This is a genomic window from Serratia sp. 201 (assembly GCF_037027545.1).
GTDB lineage: Bacteria > Pseudomonadota > Gammaproteobacteria > Enterobacterales > Enterobacteriaceae > Serratia > Serratia bockelmannii.
In genome coordinates this window covers 872,552-897,479 of record NZ_JAXCHC010000001.1, presented here as the reverse complement: position 1 = coordinate 897,479, position 24,928 = coordinate 872,552, and the positions used below count along the sequence as shown (strand labels likewise).

The window sequence follows — 24,928 nt, the reverse complement described above, 5'->3', positions numbered from 1 at the left end:
CGCGAAATGAATGGCTATGCATATGATTGCATGCGCCTTTTTGCACTGCCCTGCTCGCGTGGTTACAAGGGAAATCGCAAGCCCTTTGCAGAATCAGCAGCATAGCCGCTGCCATCGCAACCCGCCAGCCCCCAGGGTAAAAAACGCCATTTATCGATTTTTTATGCAGTTTTTCTCTATGTGATACGCCATTAACGGCACAAAAGACGAGAAAGATCGGGCGGCAAAGGCCAAAGTGCAGAATATTTTATTGCGGAAGGGAATAACGGCAGCATGCCGCCGGAGCGACGGCATGCTTAAGGTACGGCGAGGATCAGTGCAGCATCGGCTGACGCACGGCGCCAGCGGGGATCTCTTCTTCGTCACCCATAAACAGCAGATCGTTCGCCCGCGCCTCGAGGATCACCATCGAGACCTGCTCTTCGCCCTGCTGCATGAAATGAGTGAACTGCTCGTAGGTGATGCCCACCGCCACGCTCAACGACTGGCAGACGATCAGCTTCGGCAGGTTGTCGTCCTGAATGTCGACAAAGGCCTTGATGGTCAGCGAACTGGCGTTGATCTGGCTCAGGTCCGCCACCAGCGGGATCAGCGCGGTCGGCTTCACCTCGGCCAGCGCGGAGAACAGGATGACGTTGTCCACCAGATCTATCTTGGCGTCGAACACGCCGTCGAAGTTCTGCATGTGCGGCAGGTGCAGCGCCTGGCAGGAATCGCACTCAAAGAAAGAAATGCCCGACTGATCCAGCCAGCGCCGCAACAGCGCCAAATCGGGGACAATGAGTGAATCCATAATAACCAGCCTCACAATATTCAAAACGCGAAAAGGCGCATAGCTTACGGAATATTCACCCGATACGCCACGATCAATGCGGCTTAATTCACTAATTAAGATATTGCTCGGCGGGAAAAGCGCGCCGACCGCCCCGTCAACCACCGGATTTCAGGCGGAAGCCCGGCCGGCCGCGCTGCTCGATGTATTCGATCATCATGCCGGCAATGTCCAACCCGGTGGTGGTCTCCACCCCTTCCAGCCCCGGCGACGCGTTGACCTCCATCACCAGCGGGCCGCGCTCGGCGCGCAGGATATCCACCCCGGCGACGTCCAGCCCCAGCGTGTTCGCCGCTTTGACCGCAATCGCCCGCTCCCTGGCGGTGATGGTCACTTTGCGGGCGGTGCCGCCGCGATGCAGGTTGGAGCGAAACTCGCCGGGCTTCGCCTGCCGCTCGATGGCGGCCACCACCCGGCCGCCCACCACCAGGCAGCGCACGTCGCGCCCCTGCGCCTCGCGCACGTATTCCTGCACCAGGATATGGGCATTCAACCCGCGAAAGGCGTCGATCACGCTTTCCGCCGCCTGGCGGGTTTCCGCCAGCACCACCCCGATACCCTGCGTGCCTTCCACCAGCTTGACCACCAGCGGCGCGCCGCCGACCAGCTCGATCAGGTCGCCAGTGTCGTCCGGCGAATGGGCAAAGCCGGTGATCGGCAGATCGATGCCCTGCCGCGCCAGCAGTTGCAGCGAACGCAGCTTATCGCGAGCGCGGGTAATGGCCACGGATTCGTTGAGCGGGTAGCTGCCAAGCAGCTCGAACTGGCGCAGCACCGCGGTGCCGTAAAAGGTGATGGCGGAGCCGATGCGCGGGATCACCGCGTCATAACGCTCCAACTGGCGGCCGCGATAGTGAATGGTCGGCGCCGCCGGGTTGATGTTCATATAACAGGAAAGCGGATCGATGATATCGATGCTGTGCCCGCGATCTTCCGCCGCTTCACGCAGCCGCTTGCATGAATAGAGCGTTCCGTCGCGAGAAAGAATGGCAATTTTCACTCGTCACCCCAAAAGCCAACGCCTGCCCGGCAGGCGGGTTAGCGGCCGCGGCACTCAGGCGCGCGGATCACGGTCCTGATTATCTTTCGATGCATCCGCATCTCGCGGTTTGCGGCGATCGTTTTCCGGCGGCAACCCGCCGCGCATCAGCGGGCCAAAGCCCTGCACCACGCGCCACACCAGAAATGCCGCCGCCGGCACCATCAACGCCACGCCGAGGAAAATCATGCCGACCGCCGCCTGCTGCGATGCCAGCCAGCCAGGCAGCTGCAGGTGGCCGTGAATGCTGAGGTAGGCCAGCACCAACATCACGATACCCAGCCCTTCCAACACCAGCACCGGGCGTGGTAAGTCACCGAATGAACGCATATTTTTCTTCTCCAGAAGGTCTGCCCCCAGTGTAGTGAATTCCCGCCGACGGCGACAGCCCCGGCTGACTAATTGGTTACATGAATCAGATTAACAGGTAATTCCTGCTTTTTTTTCATGGCCTCAACGGGCATAGTAGGCGCCATCTGACGCAGGTAATGACTTTTTCGGTGACGGGATGTCGTTGCAATAGCGAACCATTTATTGAAAATCCAATTAAGGAGCGTTGCATGTTTGCAGTAATCTTCGGGCGTCCTGGCTGTCCTTATTGTGTCCGCGCTAAAGAACTGGCGGAAAAACTGACTGAAGAACGCGACGATTTCAACTTCCGTTACGTTGACATCCACGCGGAAGGCATCACCAAGGCCGATCTGGAAAAAACCGTCGGTAAACCGGTTGAAACCGTGCCGCAGATCTTCCTGGATGAGAAGCACATCGGCGGTTGCACCGATTTCGAAGCTTACGCCAAAGAACACCTGAACCTGTTCCAGTAAGTTTTTGAACGACAAAAAAGGCGCTTAACGCGCCTTTTTTTATTGCCGCTGCCGCCGGTGCAGCTGCTGCAGCGTCTGCAACAGGCCGAGGGCGAACAGCATCAGCATCGCGCCGAACACGCACCAGAACACCGCGCTGGTGGCATAAGCCAACTCCTGCCAGAATGAATAGGACGGCGTCAGCCAGAAGTGGCGGATCAGCAGACACAGCGGCAGCGCATACAGCGCGCCAAGCAACGGGCAAAGCAGCCGCTTGCGGCTCGACAGATAGCTGGCGATCGCACCGGGGACAACGAACAGCAGCAGGCCGGTTTCCCCGTGGTGCTCATGATCCGTGCTGCCGAACAGGCCGGTTTGCTGGCCGAGAAACACCAGGCTGAACAACAGAAAACAGCTGAGAATGCCCAGCCAATATCGATAACTCGTCATGCGAATTCTCCCCCGCCCAATTACCGCATCAATAGAAATCGGTCCGGCCACCCGTGAGGTGACGCTGAACCGAATTTTTTCCTTGGTCAAAAGAGAGTTAAATGCGCACGGCGGCGCAGGAAATCAGCTTTCTGTGCTGGCTGTCATCGGTCATAGCGTCTAGAATGAACGCCGCCGAACGATGGTTCGCTTCGCTTTCTGCTGGTGGTGATTTATGACGTCGTTTTAAGGCTGAATTTATCTCTTATAGTTATCTATATCAAGCACTTACTGGTAAACAATAAGTTATCCCCCGTGAACATAAACGTCGCTAGTTTGTTAAACGGTAACTACATTCTGTTACTGTTCGTGGTACTCGCACTGGGGCTGTGCCTCGGTAAACTCCGTCTGGGCTCCGTCCAACTCGGTAATTCCATTGGCGTTTTGGTGGTTTCCCTGCTGCTCGGCCAGCAACACTTCGCCATTAACACCGAGGCGCTGAATCTCGGCTTCATGCTGTTTATTTTCTGCGTCGGCGTAGAAGCCGGACCCAACTTTTTCTCGATTTTCTTCCGCGACGGCAAAAACTACCTGATGCTGGCGTTGGTGATGGTCGGCTCGGCGATGGTGCTCGCCGTCGGTCTCGGCAAGCTGTTCCACTGGGATATCGGCCTGACCGCCGGCATGCTGGCCGGCTCGATGACCTCCACGCCGGTGCTGGTGGGCGCCGGCGACACGCTACGCAACACCATCGTCAACGGCCCGGCGCTGCTGGCGGCGCAGGATCATCTGAGCCTGGGCTACGCCCTCACCTACCTGATCGGTCTGGTCAGCCTGATCTTCGGCGCGCGCTACCTGCCGAAGCTGCAACACCAGGACCTGTCCACCTCTGCCCAGCAGATCGCCCGCGAACGCGGCCTGGACACCGACAGCCAGCGCAAGGTCTACCTGCCGGTGATCCGCGCCTACCGCGTCGGCCCCGAGCTGGTGGCCTGGGCCGACGGCAAGAACCTGCGTGAACTGGGCATCTACCGCCAGACCGGCTGTTACATCGAACGCATCCGCCGCAACGGCATTTTGGCCAACCCGGACGGTGACGCGGTGCTGCAGGTGGGCGACGAGATCTCGCTGGTCGGCTACCCGGACGCCCACGCGCGGCTGGACCCGAGCTTCCGCAACGGCAAGGAAGTGTTCGATCGCGATCTGCTCGACATGCGCATCGTCACCGAAGAGATCGTGGTGAAGAACAGCAACGCGGTGAACAAACGCCTGAGCCAGCTGAAGCTGACCGACCACGGCTGCTTCCTCAACCGCGTGATCCGCAGCCAGATCGAAATGCCGATCGACGACAGCATCGTGCTCAACAAAGGCGACGTGTTGCAGGTGAGCGGCGACGCGCGCCGGGTGAAGAGCGTGGCGGAGAAAATTGGCTTTATCTCGATTCACAGCCAGGTGACCGATCTGCTGGCGTTCTGCGCCTTCTTCATCATCGGCCTTCTGATCGGCCAGATCACCATACAGTTCAGCAACTTCTCGTTCGGCATCGGCAACGCCGCCGGCCTGCTGATGTCCGGCATCATGCTCGGCTTCCTGCGCGCCAACCACCCGACCTTCGGCTACATTCCGCAGGGCGCGCTGAACATGGTGAAAGAATTCGGCCTGATGGTGTTTATGGCGGGCGTAGGCCTGAGCGCCGGCGCCGGCATCGGCCACAGCCTGGGCGCGGTCGGCGGCCAGATGCTGATCGCCGGGCTGATCGTCAGCCTGGTGCCGGTGATTATCTGCTTCCTGTTCGGCGCCTATGTGCTGCGCATGAACCGCGCCCTGCTGTTCGGCGCCATCATGGGCGCCCGCACCTGCGCGCCGGCGATGGAGATCATCAGCGATACCGCGCGCAGCAACATCCCGGCGCTGGGTTACGCCGGCACCTACGCCATCGCTAACGTGCTGTTAACGCTGGCGGGTTCACTCATCGTGGTGCTATGGCCGGGCATACTCGGCTGATCGATTAGCGGGAGAGATGGATCGGCGATAAAAATATTTTGATTTTTTTGTCGCCGGCCAGAACTTTCGTTGGGGGCCGCAGTCTGAATTAGTGCCACTGCTTTTCTTTGATGTCCCCATTTTGTGGAGCCCGATAATCCCGCCTTTTAGGTTCAAGATTATCGGGTTTTTTGTTGCCTGAAACAGCCCGCAACACCAGTTGTCGCTGCCTCGTCGTCAGGCATAAAGCATCCTACCTCTGAGTGTCGCTTACGCCAGCGTCCCATCAATGTGCAGGTTTCAACATAGAAACGCTGCTTGTGGGTTTGCCACTGTTCAAAGAGATGGCGTCACAAACGGTACTTAACAACAGCACTCTCGTCGCTGTCGGCTGGGTGCTCTTTGGTGGCTCATCCAGTCATCTTCCTGTATGTCATCACGTCATGGTACTGCACTGGAGAAGACCAGCATTGTCCCCCATGAGAGCCGAGGCGAACTAATTCACCTGTTTTATTTTTTCTTTAATTTTAATTAGCTTTTTTATATACGCATTGCTCTTATCCCCTTTATCTATCTCCGCAGAAATCAAAGAAAGGAAGCTGTCATTAAAATCATCTTTGGCTAAAGTATTAGCCCCATGAGCCAACAGAACCTCAATGTGTTCTGGGCAACTGTTATACAGGGCATTAATTAATGGCATTCGGTTCATAGCGCCTTTGATATTAACATCAGCTTTGTATGCAATTAACATCTTTAATGTTTCGGTGTTCGCCGCATCAAAACTTTCAAATATAATGGGTTGATTATGAACCTTATCTCTGGCATTTGGAGAGAGCCCGCCCTCTAACATAGCTTGTATCCATACGCCTTTATTCGCCTTCATAACAAATTCAGCTGGGCTACTCCCCCCCTCAGCTCTTGGCTGCAGTGGGTCTGCTCCCGCCTTGACCAGATCCGTAATGATCTTGAGCCGCTCGGGCGTGTTCTTGTCAAAGATAGCGTTATTTATCGCCCAGAATAATAACGTCATCTCCGCCTTGGCCGGCCGATTTAACGTTTCTTTGCTTACCGTCGGTAAAACCTTATCCAGCTTTTGCCTGTCACCCTCGTAGATGACGTTGGCGATGTCCAGCTGCTTCCCTTCAAAGTAATCCTGTGGTTGTAGATCCCTACCTTGTTCGCATCCCTGCATCATGAGCATCGACAGCAATATGATAATGATAAGAGCGCTGTGCCTCATGCCATCTCCATTTTTAACATAACCACGGCCTAACTTTGCTTTATTACCGTATCAGTATCCCTCTACCCCCTTGGGATACTGAGAACGGCCTATTGACTGACAGGAGCAGGCGGCCATTTCCCGCCACGCTTAATTAGCTCGTCTCTGATGCGCTCAAGAGACTCTTTCGCCTCACTGCCGTCCTGACTCCTATTAATCAGCCGTTGAAGTTGATTGCCCATCGTCCAACCCGAGTTGCCTCTTATATCGCTATCGGCGCCTTTTTCTAATAAAAGAATGACGTGGTCATAGGAGTGATAGTCTAAAGCATCGATGAGCAGCGTATCACCCAGTGAATTTCTTATATTTATATCAGCACCATGCTCCAACATGACCTCTAATGTTTCTGTGTTTTTTGCAAAGATGCTATTAAATATAATGGGTTGATTATGAACCTTATCCCTAGCATTTGGAGAAAGTCCGCCCTCTAACATAGCCTGTATCCAGATGCCTTTATCCGCTTTCATAACAAATTCAGCTGGGCTACCTGGCGTGTTGGGTTGAGGCTGTAAAGGATCTGCGCCGGCTTTTACCAAATCAGTGATAATTTTCAGCCTTTCAGGTGTGGTTTTATCATAGATGGCATTGTTTATTGCCCAGAACAATAAGGTCATTTCTTCCTTAGCTGGACGATTTAAGATCTCTTTGTTTACTGATGATAACTGTTTATCCAACTGCGGCCTATCACCATCATAAATGGCTTTGGCAATGTCCAATTGCTGACCGTCAAAATAATCCTGCGGTTGTAAATCCATACCTTTCTCGCACCCTTGCATGATGAGCGTAGACACTACCATCGTGATAATGAGAATAAGTTTTTTCATATTCTTCCCTTGATTGTGGCAATGTCATCGTCTTTTTCATTTTCAATGCATTGTATCGCCTGGTCTATACCGTGCTTATCCAGCAGTGAGCCTGTTCCACCGGAAAGCGTGTGTTTTACTCCCACGGCGTCAGGCGCCAACAGGGACAACCGTTCTTTCGCCATCACCGCCGGCGGATAAAATTTGAGGTCTTTGGCATCCTCCCACAAATCAACCTCCTGCAGCTTGGTCAATAGCTCCCCCTTCACGCGATACGCCTGAATATTATCGACACTGCCTATTATAGAGCCGCCGTATTTTTCTACGGTTCCCGCATGCAATCCAGCGGCATTAAACGTCCAAGCTGGCTTGCCGCTGGCCATGGAGGCAGCAGACGCCATGCCACCGCCTAATGAGTGACCTGCAACGTCGATATTGGATACCTTTGAAATTTTATCGCCAATACCAACCGCTTTTTTGTAGTATTCAGAATTAAGCCCTATTCCCTGAGCACCGTTGTTTTTCCAGTCACTGAGATTTTTAATGCCTGATAAGTCACCCCTTATTAAGGCTTTTTGGGTTGCGCGGCTTATTCCCTCCGGGAATTCTGGTGCCCGCGATCCGCGGAATACCACCGTCGGGTTCATCGCCTTGCCAAAGACACTTTCGTCTGGCTGATAAACTCGGGCTAAAAAGTCAGGATTCATTGGTTTGTCATAAAGCATGTTACTGCTCAAACCAAGCCGGCCCAGCGCCCCATCATTGTTACTGATATCCTTCCAGCCTTCAGGGATGTCTATCGTGTCCTTGAGCGGGTTAGTGGTCTTATAGACATTCTCAGCCAACTTCGCCTTTTCGACCGCAACGTTGTTCTCCGCCAGGCGCTGTGCAGCTATGCGCGCATCCGGGTAAATGCTGCGGTTGCCTCGCCCTATCAGGTACTGGCGTTCTTGCCAGCGTTCTGCCTTGGTCAGCGGACGGATGGCCTGCACCGTGGCGGCAACGGTTGCTACTGCGGTCGCGATGGCTTGCTGCAGAGGGGGATTCCGGGACGTATTCTGCCTCGCCGGCAGCACCGTCGGTTTTGCCCGGTGGCCATAGCGGCTAACCATTTCTTCATAGCGGGCGATCACGCGCCCGATAGGATAAAAGGCGGGAAGAGAGCTGCCTGGGTAGCGCTGTAATCGGCCTTCCGCGTCGACGTAAAAAGCATATTTCGTCGGCGTCCAGGTGCCCATTCCCTGATCAATCGCCAGCAAGCCGCCCCGGTTGATCTCATCGAGCACGCTGCGCTTCACAGCCACGTCCTCACGATAACCGGTGACGCCAATCCCGGATTGAGTATTGCGGGTAATCGGATACCGGCTGCTTATCGATATGCCGGCTGCGCCGCCGAACAGATAATGCCGTTCCAGCTCATACCGCGCTGCTGTAGGGTTAAGTATCCTGGAAAAGCTTTCCGGCGCCGTGTGTTCAGAGGAGAAATGAATCAGTTTCATACGGCGCCAGCCCACTCGTAAGGTTCCGTGGTCGGCACAGACGCGCCATCACAGTGCAGCTCGCCAGATGGGCGACTTTTTCTGGTTTCGTCGAGCGTTAGCGAACGATAACGCATTGGATATCCTTATCTTCTGTGTCACGCCTAAATAGGGTATGGGCAAAATTATCACAATTCAGTAAAGATTTCTTTGCTCTATTTCTATACGCGCGCATCCTCTCCCATCCATGCAGCTGCGTGCTTCCTGTGCCATGTGAAGAGCGTATTTCGTTGCCATGTTGCGGCTAAAAGCCACGTCCGAAAGCAATCAGTCGAGTGTCAAAGATGCGGGAATGATAAGGAGACAGGAAGGAGAAAGGCTCCGCCAACCGGGAATGGCCAGCGGAGCGGCGTCAGGCGGCGGTTATTTCTGCTCAGCCTGGCTTACGGTATCTTCGGCTTTCCAGATGCGGTATTTCACTTCCGCGTCTTTCGGCGCATACACCACGATCGGCAGGCGGCTGTTGTAGCGCTGCATCGCGGCGTCGCCCAGGTTAGCGGCGATGAATTTCTTGGTCTTGGTATTGTCCGGGCAGGCCATCATGGTCGAGGCCGGTTCAGACAGCTTCTCCAGCACCAGGTAATCATAACCCCAGCCGGACAGGGTTTTGGTCTCCAGCGTGCCGCCAATCATATGGCGGTTGCAGTCCACTTCCAGCGTCTTGCCGATCAGCAGTTCTACCTTGTAGTTCTCTTCGTGCTCTTGCTTCGGCAGGTAGATCACCTGGCGATTCATGCCCTTCTCGGCTTTCGGGTAAGGCGCGACTTTTTCCAGCGGCTGTTTGCTCATGTCTGCGTCATCGCCAGAGGTCGCCGCCATAGCGCCAGCGGAAACGGCCATCAGCAGGCCGGAAAATACAACGGATGCCTTGTTCATGTTTTATCCCTACACGTTGTCAAATAATCCGTCTATAAACTAATACACTACCGCTAAGCTCGCCACAGGTTTAATCTTCTTTACAATAGGCAATCAATAGTGACAATCGCCTAATATAAACCGTTAACTGGAGCAATTAGCCAGCGCACCCTCGGGTTAAGACGAGAAAAACCAGCGATTACCTTCGTACAAGCAAGTGTATCAGATAGGGTTTTCTTACCGGCGGACTAAGGTTTTCTTAAGACAGAATTATTACAGTAACGTCATTCAATCCTGTCACTGAGCCTGCGCGTGAATCCAGAATCGTCATTAAATCAATCCTCAACGACACCGCAAATTAAGACAACCGCCCTTTACTCCCTGTCGGCATCCTTTTACCGTTGGCAAGTTTTTGGCCTGCTGATCAGCGGTTTGGTGTTTCTATGGCTCTCCCGTAACGAACAGCTGGACTGGGCGATCAGCAATTATTGGTACGATGCCGCCAGCGGGCATTTCCCGTGGCAAAACAATTATTGGCTGGATCTGATCAATCACCGCCTGTTGAAGCAGATAGTGATCGTAGGGGCGGTGCTGACACTGTTTTGGGGCCTCTATCGCCGCAGCGCGCGCCTGATCGTAACCATGCTGCTGATTGGTATCGGCCCGCTGGTGGTGGGCATTCTCAAAGCCACCAGCGCGCACTCCTGTCCGTGGGATCTGATTGAGTACGGCGGCAAGGCGATGTCCTTCCCGCTATTCGGCACGGTACCGGCGCTGCCGGGCCCCGGTCGCTGTTTCCCCGGCGGGCACGCCTCGAGCGGTTTCGCGGTGATGGCGTTGTTTTTCCTGTTTTATCCGCAGCGTCCGCGCCTGGCCTGGTGGTGCTGGTGCGGCGGCATTGCGCTCGGCATGGTGATGGGCTTTGGTCAGATCATGCGTGGCGCACATTTTCTTACCCATAACCTGTGGGCGGGTTGGTGGGTTTGGTTAAGCCAGTTGGCTATTTATTGGATGATTAGCGGCTATTGGCGCCGCAAGATGAGGTAACGGTTATGGAGCAGCTAAACCATGTTCTTTTCGCCTGGATCAATGCGACCCCGGCGTCTCCCGAATGGATGATCGATTTCGCCACCTTTTTGGCGCGCGATCTTATCATTATCGTGCCGCTGCTGATCGTCGGCCTGTGGCTGTGGGGGCCGCAAAGCCAGCTGGTTTCACAGCGCGAAGTGGTGGCGAAAACCACGATCGCGCTGTTGTTCGCCATGCTTGCCGCCTCCGCTATCGGCGCGCTGCTGCCGCATGAGCGTCCGTTCGTCGCCGGCGTCGGCTATACCTTCCTGGCGCACGCGCCGGACAGCTCGTTCCCCAGCGATCACGGCACCGCCATCTTTACCTTTGCGCTGGCATTCCTGTTCTGGCACCGGGTCTGGTCCGGCGCGCTGCTGATGATTGTCGCCGCCGGCATCGCCTGGTCACGCGTTTACCTCGGCGTGCACTGGCCGCTGGATATGGTTGGCGGTTTCCTGCTCGGCCTGGTCGGCTGCCTGTTCGCGCAGCTGGTATGGAATCTGTTCGGCGATGTCCTCGCCGACAAGCTGTCGCGCCTGTATCGCTTCCTGTTTGCCTTCGCCATTCGACGCGGCTGGGTGAAAGAGTAACCGCACAACATGACAGGGGCGTTACCGCCCCTGCTTTCACACCACGCCAGTAGTCACACAGAACGTCCGCGTTTTTCCCGCTCCCAGCATCACTCCCTCACCCTCTGGCGCATTCGGGCGACAGTTCGCCGGCTGGATAAAAGCCAGCAGCCGCCTGTTGCCCTGAACGGCGATGCGCCGGAAACCATAGTTGAATTGTTCGGTGGCAAAACGCGTCACATAACGCCGGCCCTGCGGCGCCAGCATAAAGAATTCGGCCTGATCCACATAGCGCGTCAGATCGTCGGAGCACAACAGTTCCTGCCCGATCGTATCCCCTAATAAAGCCGGCGTCGGCAGGTTCTGGCGGAATACCGCATCAGGAATGCAGTCATAGTTGAGGCCGCAAACATAGCGCAGCGGCTGCGGCCGCTCGGCCTGATTGGTGACCTTCATCTCTATGGCGAACTGCGCGCTCTGGGCCGCCAGACGCAGCGCCGGGCCGATGCGCCAACGCCCGCCCGCCCGCTCCCCCTCGCCGTGCAACGTCAGCTCATCGCCCGCCAGCTGGATCCACACGCGTTGCATCTGCAGCGGCTCACCGTCCTGATGCGGCCAGGCGGGATAGAACGCAGCGTCGTCAGCGCGCTTTCTGCCGGCGCCCCGCACGCTGCGGCGGCCCGACTTCAGCGAGTAACCGTCAAACTCAGCGTCCCAGATCGCGAGGCCCTGATACGGTAAAACCGTCAGCGCGCCACGGCAGTTCGCCAGCGTTAACATCGGCCCACGTTCTGCGCAGCGATGCGCGCTCACCGCAAAATCCGCATTGCGGAACAGTTCCTGCCGATGCGCCCCGAAAGCTTCAGGAGCCAGATCGATGTTGATCTTCATCTTTTTTCCCTCGACGTTTCGCCCGCGCAGGCCGCGAGCCACAGAATGTTATTTAAATAACAAATGAAACGCCTTTAAGCTATACCTATAACAGCATTATAGCGACGATCGGATCGACATTTTTTAAACAGCACTAGGTTTATCGGCATCGGAATGTTATTATTTTCACATTCCTCACTCCGTTTACTGTCTTAACCTCACTAAGGAACCGCGATGACCACCGAAAACATCGATTACGCCAGCTATGTCGACCACACCCTGCTGGCCATGGACGCCACCGAAATGCAGATCGCCAAACTGTGCGAAGAAGCACAGCAGCACAACTTCTATGCGGTATGCGTCAACTCCGGCTACGTGCCACTGGCGGCCCAGCTGCTGCAAGAAAGCACCGTGAAAGTCTGCTCGGTGATCGGTTTCCCGCTGGGTGCCGGCCTGACCGTCGCCAAGGCCTTTGAAGCCAAAGCGGCGATCGCCGCCGGGGCGCAAGAGATCGATATGGTGATCAACGTCGGCTGGTTGAAAAGCGGCCTGCTGGACGAAGTGAAAGCCGATATCGCCGCCGTGCGCGAGGTTTGCGCGGCGATCCCGTTGAAGGTAATATTGGAAACCTGCCTGCTCAGCGATGCGCAGATCGTCCAGGTTTGTGAAATGTGTCGCGAACTCGATGTCGCCTTCGTGAAAACCTCCACCGGCTTCAGCACCGGCGGCGCTCGGGAAGAGCACGTCAAACTGATGCGTGAGACTGTGGGCAGCGAAATGGGCGTGAAAGCTTCCGGCGCCGTGCGCGATCGCGCCACCGCCGAGAAGATGATTAAAGCCGGCGCCACGCGCATCGGCACCAGCTCCGGCGTCGCCATCGTATCCGGCGCCCAGCCGGCGGCGGGCAGCTACTGATCGTCGGCTTGCCCTGACGGGCATGGCCATACACTCCGATGCGGGACAATACGGGCGGCTGATGCGGCCCGATATTGCCCCGCATTGTTGTGTTTAGCGCCGGAAATGCCGGCACGCCCCTTTACCTCTACTACCTGTGGGAAGACGGATCTATGGAAACGCGGCGCGAAGAACGTATCAACCGGTTAGTTCAGGCGTTAAAACGCGCTGACAAGATCCACCTGAAAGAAGCCGCCGCGCTGCTGGGGGTCTCGGAGATGACCATTCGCCGCGATCTGAGCGCCGAACCGGCGGCCGTGGTGTTGCTCGGCGGCTACGTGGTGACCGATCCGCGCAGCAACGGCGTGACCAACTACTTCGTTTCCGATCAAAAAGCCAAACAGGTCACGGAGAAACGGCGCATCGGCCTGCTGGCAGCGCCGCTGATCAATGAAAACGACACGGTGTTTTTTGACTGTGGCACCACCACCCCGGCGATCATCGACGCCATCGCCGACGAACTGACCTTCACCGCCGTGTGCCATTCGCTGAACACCTTCCTGGCGCTGCAGGACAAACCGAACTGCAAAGTGGTCCTGTGCGGCGGTGAGTTCAAGCCGAACAACTACATCTTTTCCAGCGTCAGCGGCCGTAACGAGCTCGATCATATCTGCCCGAATATCGCCTTTATCTCCGCCGCCGGCCTCAGTCTGCAGCACGGCGCCACCTGCTTCAACTTCGACGAACTGGAGATGAAGCATCGCGCGATGGCGATGGCGCAGCAAAAGATCCTGGTGGCAGACCACAGCAAATTCGGCAAAACCAAACCGGCCTGCATCGGCCCCCTGACACAATTCGATCGGGTGATCACCGACCGCCAACCGGCCGCCGACTTCCTGGCATTCTTCAACGACAACGCCATCGCTATCCGCTATTAATCCGCCTTCAGCGCCGTCATAACCGACGGCGCACCGTTTCGATATCCCTCTTTCCTCACCCAAAAATGAACAAATAATGCGCAATCAATTCGCGTTTTTCGCTTATCCGCACGCAACATCAGGTTAATAAAATGCAACAGCTCACCCGCGTGATTATTTTTTCGCAGGCTAAACACGCGGTCGGCTGGGTGAATTAACGGCTATTTATGGCTTTTATATGATAAATCGTACCAAAGGCCAGGAAGTTTAAATAAACGGCGGTTTACGCGATTGCAGCAAATCTCACCAATACCTGTTAGCTATCTGTTATTTATATGATGAATGGTTACGCATTTTTATCCGCTAACCACGTAAGTAATTTCCCTTCGTTACTAGCGGTGAATTTTAAATAAAAATCATTAAAAACAAAAAGATAAATTCAATTTACCTTAAAAACATAATGTGATCCACATCACTAAAACTGCTTAATCCGGGTTTTTCGCTAGATCCAAAACCACGCATAAAATATATTGCTCGGCTTGCTGCTGAGCACAGCGCTTTATCCGGCTAATTATTGTACAAGCCGCATAATCGCAGAAAATTTTATGAGAGCGTTCTCAGCACAAAATCTTACACAAATGTGCAACAAATGCGCGAAAAATCGATAAAAAAGCATATAACTGCACATATTACGCATTTGAGAGCAGGATCACGGTTGTTTCTACTGTAAATCGTTATCTTGCCGCCAACAAAAATCGACAGGCAATGACCTGTCGGCAGCGGTAACGACTTTTATCCCCCGTGACGGTGGAAAGTCTTTAGTGAATTACCCGGCGCTGTGCCTTGGTAATGAACACAATAAACAACCAGGGGGACGCCAAAACATCCCCGCAAGCAACACCTGATTCTTACCGCAAGCGTTGCCTGAATAGGACGTTTGACGGTTTAACCTTAAGTTTTGCCTTTTAATTTTAAATTCGTGTTCACTTCGGAGATATTTATGGACACTACACAGACCGGCACAATTGCCTCTGCGGCCTCGGGCTCCAGCAGTACCTGGCGTAAAACGGATACCATGTGGATGTTGGGCCTGTACGGCACCGCCATCGGCGCAGGCGTCCTGTTCTTGCCCATCAACGCCGGCATCGGCGGTTTGATTCCTCTGATCATCATGGCCATCATCGCTTTCCCGATGACCTTCTTTGCCCACCGCGGCCTGTGCCGTTTCGTGCTGTCCGGCAAAAATCCCGGTGAAGACATCACCGCTGTAGTGGAAGAGCATTTCGGCATCACCGCCGGTAAACTGATTACCCTGCTGTACTTCTTCGCCATCTACCCGATTCTGTTGGTTTACAGCGTGGCGATCACCAACACCGTCGACAGCTTCATTACCCACCAGTTGGGCATGACGTCGCCGCCGCGCGCCATTCTGTCACTGATCCTGATCGTCGGCCTAATGACCATCGTGCGCTTCGGTGAGCAGGCCATCGTGAAAACCATGAGCATTCTGGTCTTCCCGTTCGTGGCGGTGCTGATGCTGCTGGCGGTATACCTGATCCCTAACTGGACCGGCGCCATCTTCGAAAACGTGTCGCTGTCCGGCAGCGGTACCGGCATGGGCCACGGCCTGATCATGACCCTGTGGCTGGCAATCCCGGTAATGGTGTTCTCCTTTAACCACTCGCCGATCATCTCCGCTTTCGCCGTCGCCAAACGCGAAGAGTACGGCGCAGATGCCGAGAAGAAATGCTCCCGCATTCTGGCTTATGCACACATCATGATGGTGCTGACCGTGATGTTCTTCGTGTTCAGCTGCGTGCTGAGCCTGACGCCGGAAAACCTGGCGGAAGCCAAGGCGCAGAACATCTCGATTCTGTCTTACCTGGCTAACCACTTTAACAACCCGATGATCGAGTACATCGCGCCGGTTATCGCCTTCGTCGCCATTACCAAATCGTTCCTGGGCCACTACCTCGGCGCTCGTGAAGGTTTCAACGGTCTGGTTGCCAAATCGATGAAGAGCCGTGGCAAAACCGTCAGCACCGCCAAGTTGAACCGCATGACCGCTATCTTCATGCTGGTGACCACCTGGATCGTCGCCACCCTGAACCCAAGCATCCTGGGCATGATCGAAACCCTGGGTGGCCCAATCATCGCCATGCTGCTGTTCCTGATGCCGATGTACGCCATTCGTAAAGTGCCTGCCATGCGCAAGTACAGCGGCCACATCAGCAACGTGTTCGTGGTTGTGATGGGTCTGATCGCCATCTCTGCTATCGTGTTCAGCCTGCTCGGCTAATCACGCCCGGCCGGCGCCGCTTGCGCGCCGGCCCTCCCGCACTCCCCCATTTCCCGTATTCACCGCCTGAAACCTGAAGAAGGAGGCGAGACCATGGTCAGCGTTTTCGATATTTTCAAAATTGGCATCGGCCCATCCAGTTCCCACACCGTTGGCCCGATGAAGGCCGGCAAACAGTTCGTCGACGATCTGATCGCCCACCAGCAGTTGCAGGACACCACCCGCGTGGTGGTCGACGTCTACGGTTCGCTGTCGTTGACCGGTAAAGGTCACCACACCGACATCGCCATCATCATGGGCCTGGCCGGCAACCTGCCGCACGACGTGGACATCGACAGCATTCCGGGCTTTATCCGCGACGTGGAACAGCGCGGCCGCCTGCCGCTGGCCAACGGCCACCACGAGGTGGATTTTCCGCTGCACGGCGGCATGAATTTCCACAGCGACAACCTGCCGCTGCACGAAAACGGCATGCGCATCCGTGCCTTCGCCGGTGAACGCCTGCTGCACAGCAAAACCTATTACTCGATCGGCGGCGGTTTCATCGTCGACGAAGAACACTTCGGCCAGTCCGCCGAGGGCGCCACGCCGGTGCCCTACCCGTTCAAATCAGCGCACGATCTGCAGCAGCATTGCAAAGACACCGGGCTGTCGTTGTCCGGCCTGGTGATGCAGAACGAGCTGGCGCTGCGCAGCAAGGCGGACATCGACGCGCATTTCGCCGACGTCTGGCAGGTGATGAGCGCCGGTATCGAGCGCGGCATCAACACCGAAGGCCTGCTGCCTGGCCCGATGAAAGTGCCGCGCCGCGCCGCCGCGCTGCGACGCATTCTGGTGACCGGCGACAAGAACAATATCGATCCGATGAACGTGGTCGATTGGATCAACATGTTCGCGCTGGCCGTCAACGAAGAGAACGCCGCCGGTGGCCGCGTGGTCACCGCGCCGACCAACGGCGCGTGTGGCATTATCCCTGCGGTACTGGCCTACTACGACAAGTTCATCCGCCCGGTGAACGCCAACTCCTACACACGCTACTTCCTGGCGTCCGGCGTGATTGGCGCGTTGTACAAGATGAACGCCTCGATCTCCGGCGCCGAAGTGGGTTGCCAGGGGGAAGTGGGCGTGGCCTGTTCGATGGCGGCGGCCGGGTTGACCGAGCTGCTCGGCGGCAGCCCGGCGCAGGTGTGCATCGCGGCGGAGATCGCCATGGAGCACCATTTGGGGCTGACCTGCGATCCGCTCGCCGGCCAGGTTCAGGTGCCCTGCATCGAACGCAACGCCATTTCCGCCGTTAAGGCGGTCAACGCCGCACGCATGGCGATGCGCCGGACCAGCGAACCGCGGGTTTGTCTGGATAAGGTGATCGAAACCATGTACGAGACCGGCAAAGACATGAACGCCAAATACCGCGAAACCTCACAGGGCGGGCTGGCGATCAAGGTCGTGGCCTGCAACTGATCGCCACGGCGAGGTACTTAAGGCGCCAGCCGGTGTGACTTGGCCGGCGCCGTTTCAATAGCGATCCTTTCCTGCCGCAACGCCGGGCTGAATACCCGCGCGAAGCCCCACAGCCCCGGGACGAGCGCTGTGCCGCAGCCAGCCGTAAAGTTCGGCATTACGCCGGAATCCCATTTTGCGCATGACGCTCATCTTGTGATTGCTGACCGTCTTCACGCTAATGTCCAGCATCCGGGCGATTTGCGTGACTCCCATCTCCCGCGTCATGCAGCGCATGATCTCTTGTTCGCGCAGCGTCAGGCCCCGGTGTTGGCATACGCAGCTCCTGCCACAGCGCAGTCTGCCCGGCCATTTGCTGCGCCGCTCCAGCTCGGCGCTCACCTGATACAGCGCCGAAACCAACGGCATATCGTGGTAGATGACGCCAGCCTCCAGCGAGCAGCGGTTACCGACGGTGCGTTTATGCCGTCCCTCCGGCGTTCGCAACGAGAAATACAGCGTTTTACGCCCCGCGGGCTGCGCCTCAGAGAGGTGACAAAAACAGCTTTGCACGCCGGGAGGAAAATAGCAGAACACCAAATCGGCTTCGTGAACCTGCCGCGCATCCACTAACAGCGTGCGCTTGCCGTAAGTGCTGAAATGCAGCGCCAGGGCCTCTTGCCAACCGGCGCTGAAGTATCGATTCTCATCAAATAGCGCGATTTTTATCATCGTGTTCATCCCTGTTCTCCCGCCGTGTCGGCTTCCCGTTTAACCGCCTGGACGCCCTTCGCCGGCGCCTGGCTGTTGTCGATGCGCAATTCATAAACCATGGTGGCGTTGGGCGGCACCTTCGGCGGGTAGCCGGTTTCACCGTAGGCCAGCGCCGGCGGCACGACCATCGTCAACGAGCCGTGGTTGTGCAGATGACCTATCGCCTCCCGGAACAGCGGCGGGTATTCGGACAGCGGTTGCGACAGCACCTTGCCGCTCAGATCCATATCCTGGATCACCGTGCCGTCGGTCAGCTTCTCTTTCACCACGACATCGACCACCGCCGTTGGCGCCAGCGCGCCCTCCCCGGCGTAATCCACCCGATACCAGAAGCCCATCGCCGACTGCTTTACGCCCTTTTGTTGACTGAACTGCGCCAGATAATCTTCATCGCGCCGCCGCTGCTGGTTAACGCGTTTCTCACGCGCGGCCACGGCGGCGGCATCCGCCTGCGCCGTCAGCGTATTCAGTTCATCCGGCGGCAGCTGCAAACGCCCCGCCACGCTGTCGATAACGCCCGCCAACAGGCTGTCGCGGTCCACCGGTACCCCCCAGCTTTGACGCTCCGTCATCAACCCCTGAATATCCCGCCCCAGCGCACTGCCCGCCGCATAGGACAACCGTTTCCGTTCATCCTTCAACTGCTCCGGCGTCATCTCCCATTGCAGCCGCTTACGCAACGCCAGCAGGTCTTCGCGCGCCTGCTGAGTCGCCTTCTGCTCACCGGCCCGCTTCTGCTCGCTTTCTTCCAACGCGGCGCGCAGAGCGTGCAACGCCTCCTGGTGCTCGCGTTGACGTTGTGCAAGCGTCTGTGCCGATGCCTGCGCGGCAGACTCAAGTTCGGTGACGCGCCGTTCGGCCTGCGCCGCCGTCGTTCTGCTTTTGGCGGTTTCCTGCGTCGCCTGACGCAACAGCGCCTCGGCGCGCTGCGCGTCGGGCGAACCTCGCCAGGCAGCGCCCAGCCCGGCAATCCACTGTTGAAGCGTCGACGAGTCCGGCAACGCTGCGACGGGTGGCGCCGCTTTCTCCGCCCGCAGCGCAGTAAGTTCCTGGCGCAACATCGTCAGTTCCATTCGCTGGCGCGCCAGCTGTTGGTCACGCGTCAATAATTCCTGGCTCAGCGTAAAAGCTTTGGCCGATGAAGCAGGCTGGTGGGTGTCCGGCGGACGCTTTGCCGGCTCACGCTTTTTTTGCCCCGCCTCGCGGTCGGCGGGCGCCGTGTTTTCGCTCTTCGGCGCGGTGTTCTGCCGTTGATACTGCTCGGCAAACTGCAGCAGCGCCGGCACGCCGTCGTCCGCCTGCGCGACGCCGGTGAACAGCAGAGCCGCACAGCCCAGCAGGCGCAGCCTCATTTAACCTGCTCCCCGCGATCCGCCAAGCCGGTCAACACCGCCTGATTCACCCCGGCGCACAGATAGTTGACCTTGTAGCGATACAGCGCATCCACCGTCTCCTGCGTGTCGCCGTTTACCCTGGCGCGCAGGTTGGCGTACTGCGAAGCGCCGCTCATCAGGCTGTCGAAGGCCTGTTTGTAGCGCTGATACTGTTTCTCGTCGATCGTGCGCAATGCACCCAGTTGCTGCTGGCACTGCCGCAGCTGCTCGGCCTCACGCTGCTTGCGCAAAGCCTCTTCTGACGGAGCTTGCACAGCCTGATTTTTGGTGTTCACGGCGGGCTTGCCCGACTTTTGGTTTTGACAGGCGGCGGCGCTCAACGCCAACAGGCACAGCAGGCCCATGCGCAGGGCGCGATTGAGGAGCTTTATCATCATTGCGTTTTTTGTCCTTGTAGACGCTTATTCGTATTCCAACGTAAAGGTGGCCACCGCGCTGAAGGTGCCGCGGCCGATGGACTTCGTTTGGATGGCCTCCGGCTCCCCCTGCACATAGGCCTGCAGCGTGAGCGTGGTGTTGCCGGCATTCAGGCGGAATTTATCGCTGGCGCGATTGAGCGGCAGCGCCTTGCCGGTGCTGTCCTCCAGCCCGATGCCGATCCCCGAGGCCAGGCTGCCGGCATCCAGCGCCAACAGGCCGGGCAGTTTGGCGTTCTCGGTGCCGGTAAACGTAATGGCCACCGTATTGCCCAGGCTGAGATCGCATTCAGTCAGGTGCAACGCGAAGGTTTGGCTGTGGGTGCGGGTGTTCAGGTACAGGTATTTGTCGACGATGGTGCCGAAATCCAGTTGGATGTCCTCATCCCCCGGCTGAATGACGCACGGCTCGGCCACCAGCGTACCGTGAAAGCGCATGTTTTCCGCCGCAGCCGCCGGCTGCGCCATCATGCCGACCGCCATGACCATGCCTGCCCCCAACAGCGCGCTTCGGCGCCGGTTCGTCTCTGTTGCGCGCATGACGCCACTCCCTTTGGTTGTGCTTGCGCCTACCAGGCGCAAGCGGCGTATTAGTCGTAATAAAGACGGAAATCGATCGCCGCGCGGTAAGCGCCGGCGCTCAGCGTCGCCGGGGTGCGCACCGGCGTCACCGTATACGTCAGGGTGTTTTGCCCCGGCGTCAGCAAGATCGGTTTGTTGCGCGCGCCGAGGCGGACCGGCAGGCCGCGGGCATCCGCCAACTGCAACCCCAATCCGGTGACGCCGGCCACCCTGACCAGACCCGGCGCGTCGTCATCCGTCGGCGCGGAAAACGCGACGGACACCGCAGGCTGGCTGCCGCTCCAGGCCAGAACCCCAGTCCAGGCGTCGCGGTTGCTCGCCGGCGCCCGCAGACAGTCTTTCAGCGTCAGCTCGAAGGCGACCGGCGTGCCGCGATCGCCCGGACGCTGGAAGTGCGCCGTTCCGGTCTCCCCCAGCCAAACCTCCTGACGAGCGGTGGTCATTTCCAGGCTGCAGGCGCTTTCCGTTAACGCGCCGTAGACGTGGAGCGTGCCATTCGCGCCCTCCACGTCCCAGTTGTCCACCGCGCGGGCCGGCGGCATCAGCATCAGCATCGTGCCTGCCGTCAGCGGTACCATCAGCGCGGCCAACACCGTCAGGCCGATAGTGCGTCGCTGATGACGTTCATAGGCCTTTCCCAACAGCATGGGGATCTTTCGTTGCATGATTCGTTCACTCCGCTGTGTTCACTCTGTCTTCCCTGCTTGCGCGCGGATCGTCATTTGGCGACCGGTACGACCTGGCAGGCATTGCCGCCGCAGCGGAAGTTCAACTGCGGCCGACCACCGTAATCGTTGATGTACGCCAGCGACGGGCCGCTACCGAGGCTCGCGGCGGAGACGTTCAGCGGGGCGCTGGCCTTCGGCGCCACCATCAACGGTTCAAAGCCGGCGGCCCCTTTCCCGCCCTTGCCGGCGCTCGCCTCAACGATCGTCACGTAATAAGGGGTCGGGTTGTTCACCACGTACTTGTCGCCCTGCCGGGTCAGCGTCAGCTGCTCCTGCCACGGTGCGGCGTTCTTTTTCGGGGCGAGCGCCGCCGGGCGATAAAACATTTTGATGCGCGTCTGCAACGCTATCTGCAGCGTGTTCGGCTTATTGCTGCGCGGCGGGATCTCGCGCAGATTGAAGTAATACAGCGTCTCCCTGTCCTGCGGCAGCTGACGTGCTGCCGGCAGCGACTGGATCTTCACCTGGCTCGGTTTGCCCGGCTCCACCCGCTGCACCGGCGGCAGCACGGTAAAAGGGTTTTGGATTTTGTTGCCGCGATCGTCTTCGATCCATCCCTGCGCCAGATAAGGCAACTGTTTGTTCTGGTTACTGATGTTGAGACTGACCGTTTTCAGGTCGCCGTCGAAAATCACACGCGTGCGATCCAGCGCAATGGCCGCATGAGCGGGCAGGCTGACCGCGCCGATCGTCAACGCGGCGACGAGCGGGCCCACAAGGAAAACGGTCTTTCTGGTCATAGTCAGATTCATCATGTCTTCACGGTTCCAGTCGGCCGGAAGCGGGCGAGCCCGCCCCGGCGGTTTAGCGGCGGAGCGCACTCCGCCGGGTGTATGTCAGTTGGCGTTCTCCGCCGGCTTGTTACCGGTGAGAGGACGGCAAGGCAGCAGCAGCGTATTCATCAACATTTCGGCCGGCAGCGGCGCCGGCAGCTGGATTTCACACTGCGCCGCGCCGTTCCAGTGCACGCTCATGCGCTCGCCGGGGTTGAGGCCGGACAGGTAAACGCTGCCGCCGTCATTGATGATGCCGGTCTCCTGCTTACGGGCATTCAGCACCGTGGCGCCGAACGGCGGCTCGCTGCCGTCCGCCAGCTTGACGATCGCCATCGCCTTCTCGCCGGCAATCACTTCAAACTTGCGGTAGCCGATAGCCCCCTCGGTCAACGTGGCCTGCACCACCGAACGCGTCGCCTCGACGTTGTCGCTTAGGCTGTTGAGATCGATGCTGGCCTTATTGCGGTAGTAGCTGTTCACATCCGCCACCACCGCCTTGCCGTAACGGTTGGTCAGCACCGTACTGCCATAGCCACGTACCGGTACACCGGCGACGCCTTCGGTATCGAGCAGCAAGCGCGTGCCGCCCGGCGTATTGACGCGGTGCAGCACCGCTCCTTCCGCCGCCATCGTCAGGCCGCCCTGCGCGCCGATGCCGACGGCGCTGTACCGGCCGGCCTGGTAGCTGGCGTTGGCATTGATCTGCGCCATATCGCCCTGATGGCTGTAATACCCGCTGGCCGTCGCCCCACTGCGCGCGGCGCCTGCGCTGATCTGATAGTTGTTGTGTTCATCAACCCGGTTGTAGTACCCGACCCGATGGGCGTTCTCTTCGCGATCGAGCGTCATGTTGTAACTGAGCGTCCCGGCGCTGCCCCAGGGCAGCGACAGCGACAGGTACATCCCGTCGTCGTTGCGCTCGTTGTAACGGTTGCGATAGGCCGACAGCGAAACGCTGACGTTCTTGAAATCGCCGATATCGAAGTAGCGCGATACCATCAGGTTGTAACGATCGTTCGGCGCCCGATCCCAGTAGGTTTGGTGGCTGTAGTTGAGATAGGTGCTGAGCCCCAGATCGCGGAACTGTTTGTTGAAGGTGATGGTGTACATCTCCTTGCTCTTGCCGCTGCGTCCCCCTTCGTAACGCGCATCGAGGTAGTCCCCCATGCTCATGAAATCTTCCTGGGAGAAGCGGTAACCGGCAAAGGTGACCTGGCTGTCGTATTCATCGAAGTTCTTCGAATAGCTCAGCCGGTACGAACCGCCGGTCAGCGTGCCATCCTGCGGCAAACGCGCACGCGACTGCGTGGCATCGAACGACAGCGCCCCCAGCGCCATCAGATCGCGCCCGACCCCCAGCGACAGCGCGTTATAATCGCCGCCGGCGATGCCCCCACCGTACAACGACCAGCCGTTGCTGATCCCCCAGGAGAACTCGCCGGTGCCAAACATCGGCCCGCGCAGATGGTGCCCCCACTCCGACGGTTTGCCCGTCGCCAGCTTGTAACGCACCGTACCCGGGCGCGTCAGATAAGGGATGTTGGCGGTGTTCATCTTGAACTCCTGCACGCTGCCGTCTTGCTCTTCGACGCGCACGTCCAGCTCGCCGGAAACGGCGTCATTGATGTCCTGAATGCGGAACGGCCCCGCCGCCACCTGCGTTTCATACAGCACGCGCCCCTGCTGGCTGACCACCACCTTAGCGTTGGTTTTCGCCACGCCGGTCACTTCCGGCGCATAGCCGCGCAGGTTGGGCGGCAACATGCTGTCGTCGGATCGCAGACTGACACCGGTAAAGCGCAGACTGTCGAAAATGTCGGAGTTCAGGTAATCCTCACCCATCGTCAACCGCGAGCGCAGCGCCGGGATCGCCCGGTAGGCGTAATAGCGGCTCCAGTCGAACTGTTTATCGGTAGGCTGAGAAGAACCGGTCTGATGGTTGAGGTTGGCCTGCCAGTCGGCGCGCAGACGCCAGGCGCCCAGGTTGGCGCCGCCGGTGCCGTTGCCGCTCAGGCTGTAACTGCTGCCGCCTTTCTGGTGTTTTTGCGTTTGGGCGTTAACGTTATAGTCAAACAGCAGCCCAGGAATACCGTCATCCCAGCGCGAAGGCGGGTCCCAGTTTTCCGAGCTGTATTCCAGATAGGCCTGAGGAATGTTGAGATACAACGAGGAGCTGGCAAGATCGCCGCGGGCTTCCATCCCCGCCAGACTCGAGGCGTCAAGGCAACGGCCGCCGTGCGTCCAGTTCAGCGTGCTTAACAGTTTTTCTTTCAGCCCCAGTTGGTTGACCAATTCCGGCGAAAGACAGGCTTCGCTGCCTTTAGGATCGTTCTCAGGTGCCAAAAACGTCACCGGCTGTTCCGGCAGGTCGTTCTTATTGACGTGCACCACCATGGTATAAACGCCCGGCATGATGTAGCCGCTGCGCGTAAATTGGCTCAGATCGATATTTTTACGATCGTTGATGTCTAATACGTCAGTATTGAATTGAATAACGTCGGCGGCATAGACCAACGCGATCGGATTTCCCAGAGAAAGGGCAACACAGAGCCCCAAAGCTTGAAGACGAAATAACTTCCCTGCCGGTGAAAGCATAATAAAAGTCCTTTCAATAACGAATTAACCGTCAGTACGAGAAAA

24 protein-coding genes are annotated in these 24,928 nt (G+C 57.8%); 8 read left to right on the top strand and 16 right to left on the bottom strand.

Annotated features, from left to right (window positions below; translation table 11 throughout):
• Positions 1-313 precede the first annotated feature (313 nt).
• The 3 genes from WA302_RS04760 to WA302_RS04750 all read right to left on the bottom strand — a co-directional run bounded on the left by WA302_RS04760 (position 314) and on the right by WA302_RS04750 (position 2,201).
• On the bottom strand, positions 314-793 hold the full coding sequence (locus WA302_RS04760; RefSeq protein ID WP_004938666.1) for a YbjN domain-containing protein: 480 nt from the start codon (positions 791-793) through the stop codon (positions 314-316).
• Positions 794-929: 136 nt separating this feature from the next.
• Positions 930-1,832: a 30S ribosomal protein S6--L-glutamate ligase gene (rimK, locus tag WA302_RS04755; protein WP_025302234.1), complete on the bottom strand. Its 903-nt coding sequence runs from the start codon at positions 1,830-1,832 to the stop codon at positions 930-932.
• A gap of 54 nt (positions 1,833-1,886) precedes the next feature.
• On the bottom strand, positions 1,887-2,201 hold the full coding sequence (locus WA302_RS04750; RefSeq protein WP_025302233.1) for a YbjC family protein: 315 nt from the start codon (positions 2,199-2,201) through the stop codon (positions 1,887-1,889).
• Positions 2,202-2,431: 230 nt separating this feature from the next.
• Between WA302_RS04750 and WA302_RS04745 the strand changes: the two genes are divergently transcribed.
• Complete coding sequence (locus WA302_RS04745) at positions 2,432-2,695, top strand: GrxA family glutaredoxin (RefSeq protein ID WP_004938676.1); 264 nt, start codon at positions 2,432-2,434, stop codon at positions 2,693-2,695.
• Between the two features lie 39 nt (positions 2,696-2,734).
• On the opposite strand, the gene WA302_RS04740 is transcribed toward WA302_RS04745, so the two are convergent.
• Complete coding sequence (locus WA302_RS04740) at positions 2,735-3,124, bottom strand: inner membrane protein YbjM (protein WP_025302232.1); 390 nt, start codon at positions 3,122-3,124, stop codon at positions 2,735-2,737.
• Between the two features lie 294 nt (positions 3,125-3,418).
• Between WA302_RS04740 and WA302_RS04735 the strand changes: the two genes are divergently transcribed.
• Positions 3,419-5,107 (top strand): aspartate:alanine antiporter, encoded by a 1,689-nt coding sequence (locus tag WA302_RS04735; protein ID WP_049205954.1) that lies wholly within the window; start codon positions 3,419-3,421, stop codon positions 5,105-5,107.
• A 475-nt stretch (positions 5,108-5,582) separates the two neighbouring features.
• Here WA302_RS04735 and WA302_RS04730 read toward each other — a convergent pair whose 3' ends face one another.
• From WA302_RS04730 to eco, 4 genes are all read right to left on the bottom strand, one after another.
• Positions 5,583-6,326, bottom strand: coding sequence for an ankyrin repeat domain-containing protein (locus WA302_RS04730; RefSeq protein ID WP_197822800.1), 744 nt, complete (start codon positions 6,324-6,326; stop codon positions 5,583-5,585).
• Positions 6,327-6,415: 89 nt separating this feature from the next.
• Positions 6,416-7,189: an ankyrin repeat domain-containing protein gene (locus WA302_RS04725; RefSeq protein ID WP_025302229.1), complete on the bottom strand. Its 774-nt coding sequence runs from the start codon at positions 7,187-7,189 to the stop codon at positions 6,416-6,418.
• Positions 7,186-8,667: a phospholipase gene (locus WA302_RS04720; RefSeq protein WP_089195709.1), complete on the bottom strand. Its 1,482-nt coding sequence runs from the start codon at positions 8,665-8,667 to the stop codon at positions 7,186-7,188. The genes WA302_RS04725 and WA302_RS04720 overlap by 4 nt, the downstream gene beginning before the upstream one ends.
• A gap of 402 nt (positions 8,668-9,069) precedes the next feature.
• Positions 9,070-9,582 carry a serine protease inhibitor ecotin gene (gene eco / locus WA302_RS04715; RefSeq protein ID WP_033642514.1) on the bottom strand — a complete coding sequence of 171 codons (513 nt, stop codon included), beginning with the start codon at positions 9,580-9,582 and terminating at the stop codon, positions 9,070-9,072.
• Positions 9,583-9,873: 291 nt separating this feature from the next.
• Between eco and WA302_RS04710 the strand changes: the two genes are divergently transcribed.
• Both WA302_RS04710 and ybjG read left to right on the top strand, forming a co-directional pair.
• Positions 9,874-10,608 carry a phosphatase PAP2 family protein gene (locus WA302_RS04710; protein WP_049205939.1) on the top strand — a complete coding sequence of 245 codons (735 nt, stop codon included), beginning with the start codon at positions 9,874-9,876 and terminating at the stop codon, positions 10,606-10,608.
• A 5-nt stretch (positions 10,609-10,613) separates the two neighbouring features.
• The gene (gene ybjG / locus WA302_RS04705) at positions 10,614-11,219 is read left to right on the top strand and encodes an undecaprenyl-diphosphate phosphatase (protein WP_025302225.1); all 606 of its coding nucleotides are present in this window, start codon (positions 10,614-10,616) and stop codon (positions 11,217-11,219) included.
• Between the two features lie 36 nt (positions 11,220-11,255).
• Here the strand turns inward: ybjG and WA302_RS04700 are convergent, their stop codons facing one another.
• Positions 11,256-12,089: a hypothetical protein gene (locus tag WA302_RS04700; protein WP_148123280.1), complete on the bottom strand. Its 834-nt coding sequence runs from the start codon at positions 12,087-12,089 to the stop codon at positions 11,256-11,258.
• Positions 12,090-12,302: 213 nt separating this feature from the next.
• Here WA302_RS04700 and deoC point away from each other — a divergent pair, with 213 nt between their 5' ends.
• The 4 genes from deoC to WA302_RS04680 all read left to right on the top strand — a co-directional run bounded on the left by deoC (position 12,303) and on the right by WA302_RS04680 (position 17,639).
• Complete coding sequence (deoC, locus tag WA302_RS04695; protein WP_025302223.1) at positions 12,303-12,983, top strand: deoxyribose-phosphate aldolase; 681 nt, start codon at positions 12,303-12,305, stop codon at positions 12,981-12,983.
• Positions 12,984-13,135: 152 nt separating this feature from the next.
• Entirely contained in the window at positions 13,136-13,900 is a 765-nt protein-coding gene (deoR, locus tag WA302_RS04690; RefSeq protein WP_025302222.1) for a DNA-binding transcriptional repressor DeoR, read from the top strand.
• 979 nt (positions 13,901-14,879) lie between these two features.
• Entirely contained in the window at positions 14,880-16,178 is a 1,299-nt protein-coding gene (locus WA302_RS04685) for an HAAAP family serine/threonine permease (protein ID WP_004938697.1), read from the top strand.
• Positions 16,179-16,271: 93 nt separating this feature from the next.
• On the top strand, positions 16,272-17,639 hold the full coding sequence (locus WA302_RS04680) for an L-serine ammonia-lyase (protein WP_025302221.1): 1,368 nt from the start codon (positions 16,272-16,274) through the stop codon (positions 17,637-17,639).
• A 54-nt stretch (positions 17,640-17,693) separates the two neighbouring features.
• Here the strand turns inward: WA302_RS04680 and WA302_RS04675 are convergent, their stop codons facing one another.
• The 7 genes from WA302_RS04675 to WA302_RS04645 form a co-directional block, all read right to left on the bottom strand.
• The gene (locus WA302_RS04675; RefSeq protein ID WP_049295312.1) at positions 17,694-18,359 is read right to left on the bottom strand and encodes a response regulator transcription factor; all 666 of its coding nucleotides are present in this window, start codon (positions 18,357-18,359) and stop codon (positions 17,694-17,696) included.
• On the bottom strand, positions 18,356-19,744 hold the full coding sequence (locus tag WA302_RS04670; protein ID WP_193403096.1) for an FKBP-type peptidyl-prolyl cis-trans isomerase N-terminal domain-containing protein: 1,389 nt from the start codon (positions 19,742-19,744) through the stop codon (positions 18,356-18,358). The genes WA302_RS04675 and WA302_RS04670 overlap by 4 nt, the downstream gene beginning before the upstream one ends.
• Positions 19,741-20,163: a hypothetical protein gene (locus WA302_RS04665; RefSeq protein WP_060447509.1), complete on the bottom strand. Its 423-nt coding sequence runs from the start codon at positions 20,161-20,163 to the stop codon at positions 19,741-19,743. The genes WA302_RS04670 and WA302_RS04665 overlap by 4 nt, the downstream gene beginning before the upstream one ends.
• A 24-nt stretch (positions 20,164-20,187) precedes the next feature.
• Entirely contained in the window at positions 20,188-20,742 is a 555-nt protein-coding gene (locus WA302_RS04660; protein ID WP_336063100.1) for a fimbrial protein, read from the bottom strand.
• Between the two features lie 50 nt (positions 20,743-20,792).
• A complete protein-coding gene (locus WA302_RS04655; RefSeq protein ID WP_038629099.1) occupies positions 20,793-21,431 on the bottom strand; it encodes a fimbrial protein in 639 nt (212 codons plus the stop codon).
• A 71-nt stretch (positions 21,432-21,502) separates the two neighbouring features.
• Complete coding sequence (locus tag WA302_RS04650) at positions 21,503-22,252, bottom strand: fimbria/pilus periplasmic chaperone (protein ID WP_089180519.1); 750 nt, start codon at positions 22,250-22,252, stop codon at positions 21,503-21,505.
• Between the two features lie 96 nt (positions 22,253-22,348).
• A complete protein-coding gene (locus WA302_RS04645; RefSeq protein WP_072271520.1) occupies positions 22,349-24,883 on the bottom strand; it encodes an outer membrane usher protein in 2,535 nt (844 codons plus the stop codon).
• Positions 24,884-24,928: the final 45 nt, after the last annotated feature.

Coding starts and splice junctions, on each gene's coding strand:
- WA302_RS04760 (WP_004938666.1), bottom strand. CDS start 793: ATGGATTCACTCATTGTCCCCGATTTGGCGCTGTTGCGGCGCTGGCTG.
- WA302_RS04750 (WP_025302233.1), bottom strand. CDS start 2,201: ATGCGTTCATTCGGTGACTTACCACGCCCGGTGCTGGTGTTGGAAGGG.
- WA302_RS04745 (WP_004938676.1), top strand. CDS start 2,432: ATGTTTGCAGTAATCTTCGGGCGTCCTGGCTGTCCTTATTGTGTCCGC.
- WA302_RS04740 (WP_025302232.1), bottom strand. CDS start 3,124: ATGACGAGTTATCGATATTGGCTGGGCATTCTCAGCTGTTTTCTGTTG.
- WA302_RS04730 (WP_197822800.1), bottom strand. CDS start 6,326: ATGAGGCACAGCGCTCTTATCATTATCATATTGCTGTCGATGCTCATG.
- WA302_RS04725 (WP_025302229.1), bottom strand. CDS start 7,189: ATGAAAAAACTTATTCTCATTATCACGATGGTAGTGTCTACGCTCATC.
- WA302_RS04720 (WP_089195709.1), bottom strand. CDS start 8,667: ATGAAACTGATTCATTTCTCCTCTGAACACACGGCGCCGGAAAGCTTT.
- eco (WP_033642514.1), bottom strand. CDS start 9,582: ATGAACAAGGCATCCGTTGTATTTTCCGGCCTGCTGATGGCCGTTTCC.
- ybjG (WP_025302225.1), top strand. CDS start 10,614: ATGGAGCAGCTAAACCATGTTCTTTTCGCCTGGATCAATGCGACCCCG.
- WA302_RS04700 (WP_148123280.1), bottom strand. CDS start 12,089: ATGAAGATCAACATCGATCTGGCTCCTGAAGCTTTCGGGGCGCATCGG.
- deoC (WP_025302223.1), top strand. CDS start 12,303: ATGACCACCGAAAACATCGATTACGCCAGCTATGTCGACCACACCCTG.
- deoR (WP_025302222.1), top strand. CDS start 13,136: ATGGAAACGCGGCGCGAAGAACGTATCAACCGGTTAGTTCAGGCGTTA.
- WA302_RS04685 (WP_004938697.1), top strand. CDS start 14,880: ATGGACACTACACAGACCGGCACAATTGCCTCTGCGGCCTCGGGCTCC.
- WA302_RS04680 (WP_025302221.1), top strand. CDS start 16,272: ATGGTCAGCGTTTTCGATATTTTCAAAATTGGCATCGGCCCATCCAGT.
- WA302_RS04675 (WP_049295312.1), bottom strand. CDS start 18,359: ATGAACACGATGATAAAAATCGCGCTATTTGATGAGAATCGATACTTC.
- WA302_RS04670 (WP_193403096.1), bottom strand. CDS start 19,744: ATGAGGCTGCGCCTGCTGGGCTGTGCGGCTCTGCTGTTCACCGGCGTC.
- WA302_RS04665 (WP_060447509.1), bottom strand. CDS start 20,163: ATGATGATAAAGCTCCTCAATCGCGCCCTGCGCATGGGCCTGCTGTGC.
- WA302_RS04660 (WP_336063100.1), bottom strand. CDS start 20,742: ATGCGCGCAACAGAGACGAACCGGCGCCGAAGCGCGCTGTTGGGGGCA.
- WA302_RS04655 (WP_038629099.1), bottom strand. CDS start 21,431: ATGCTGTTGGGAAAGGCCTATGAACGTCATCAGCGACGCACTATCGGC.
- WA302_RS04650 (WP_089180519.1), bottom strand. CDS start 22,252: ATGACCAGAAAGACCGTTTTCCTTGTGGGCCCGCTCGTCGCCGCGTTG.
- WA302_RS04645 (WP_072271520.1), bottom strand. CDS start 24,883: ATGCTTTCACCGGCAGGGAAGTTATTTCGTCTTCAAGCTTTGGGGCTC.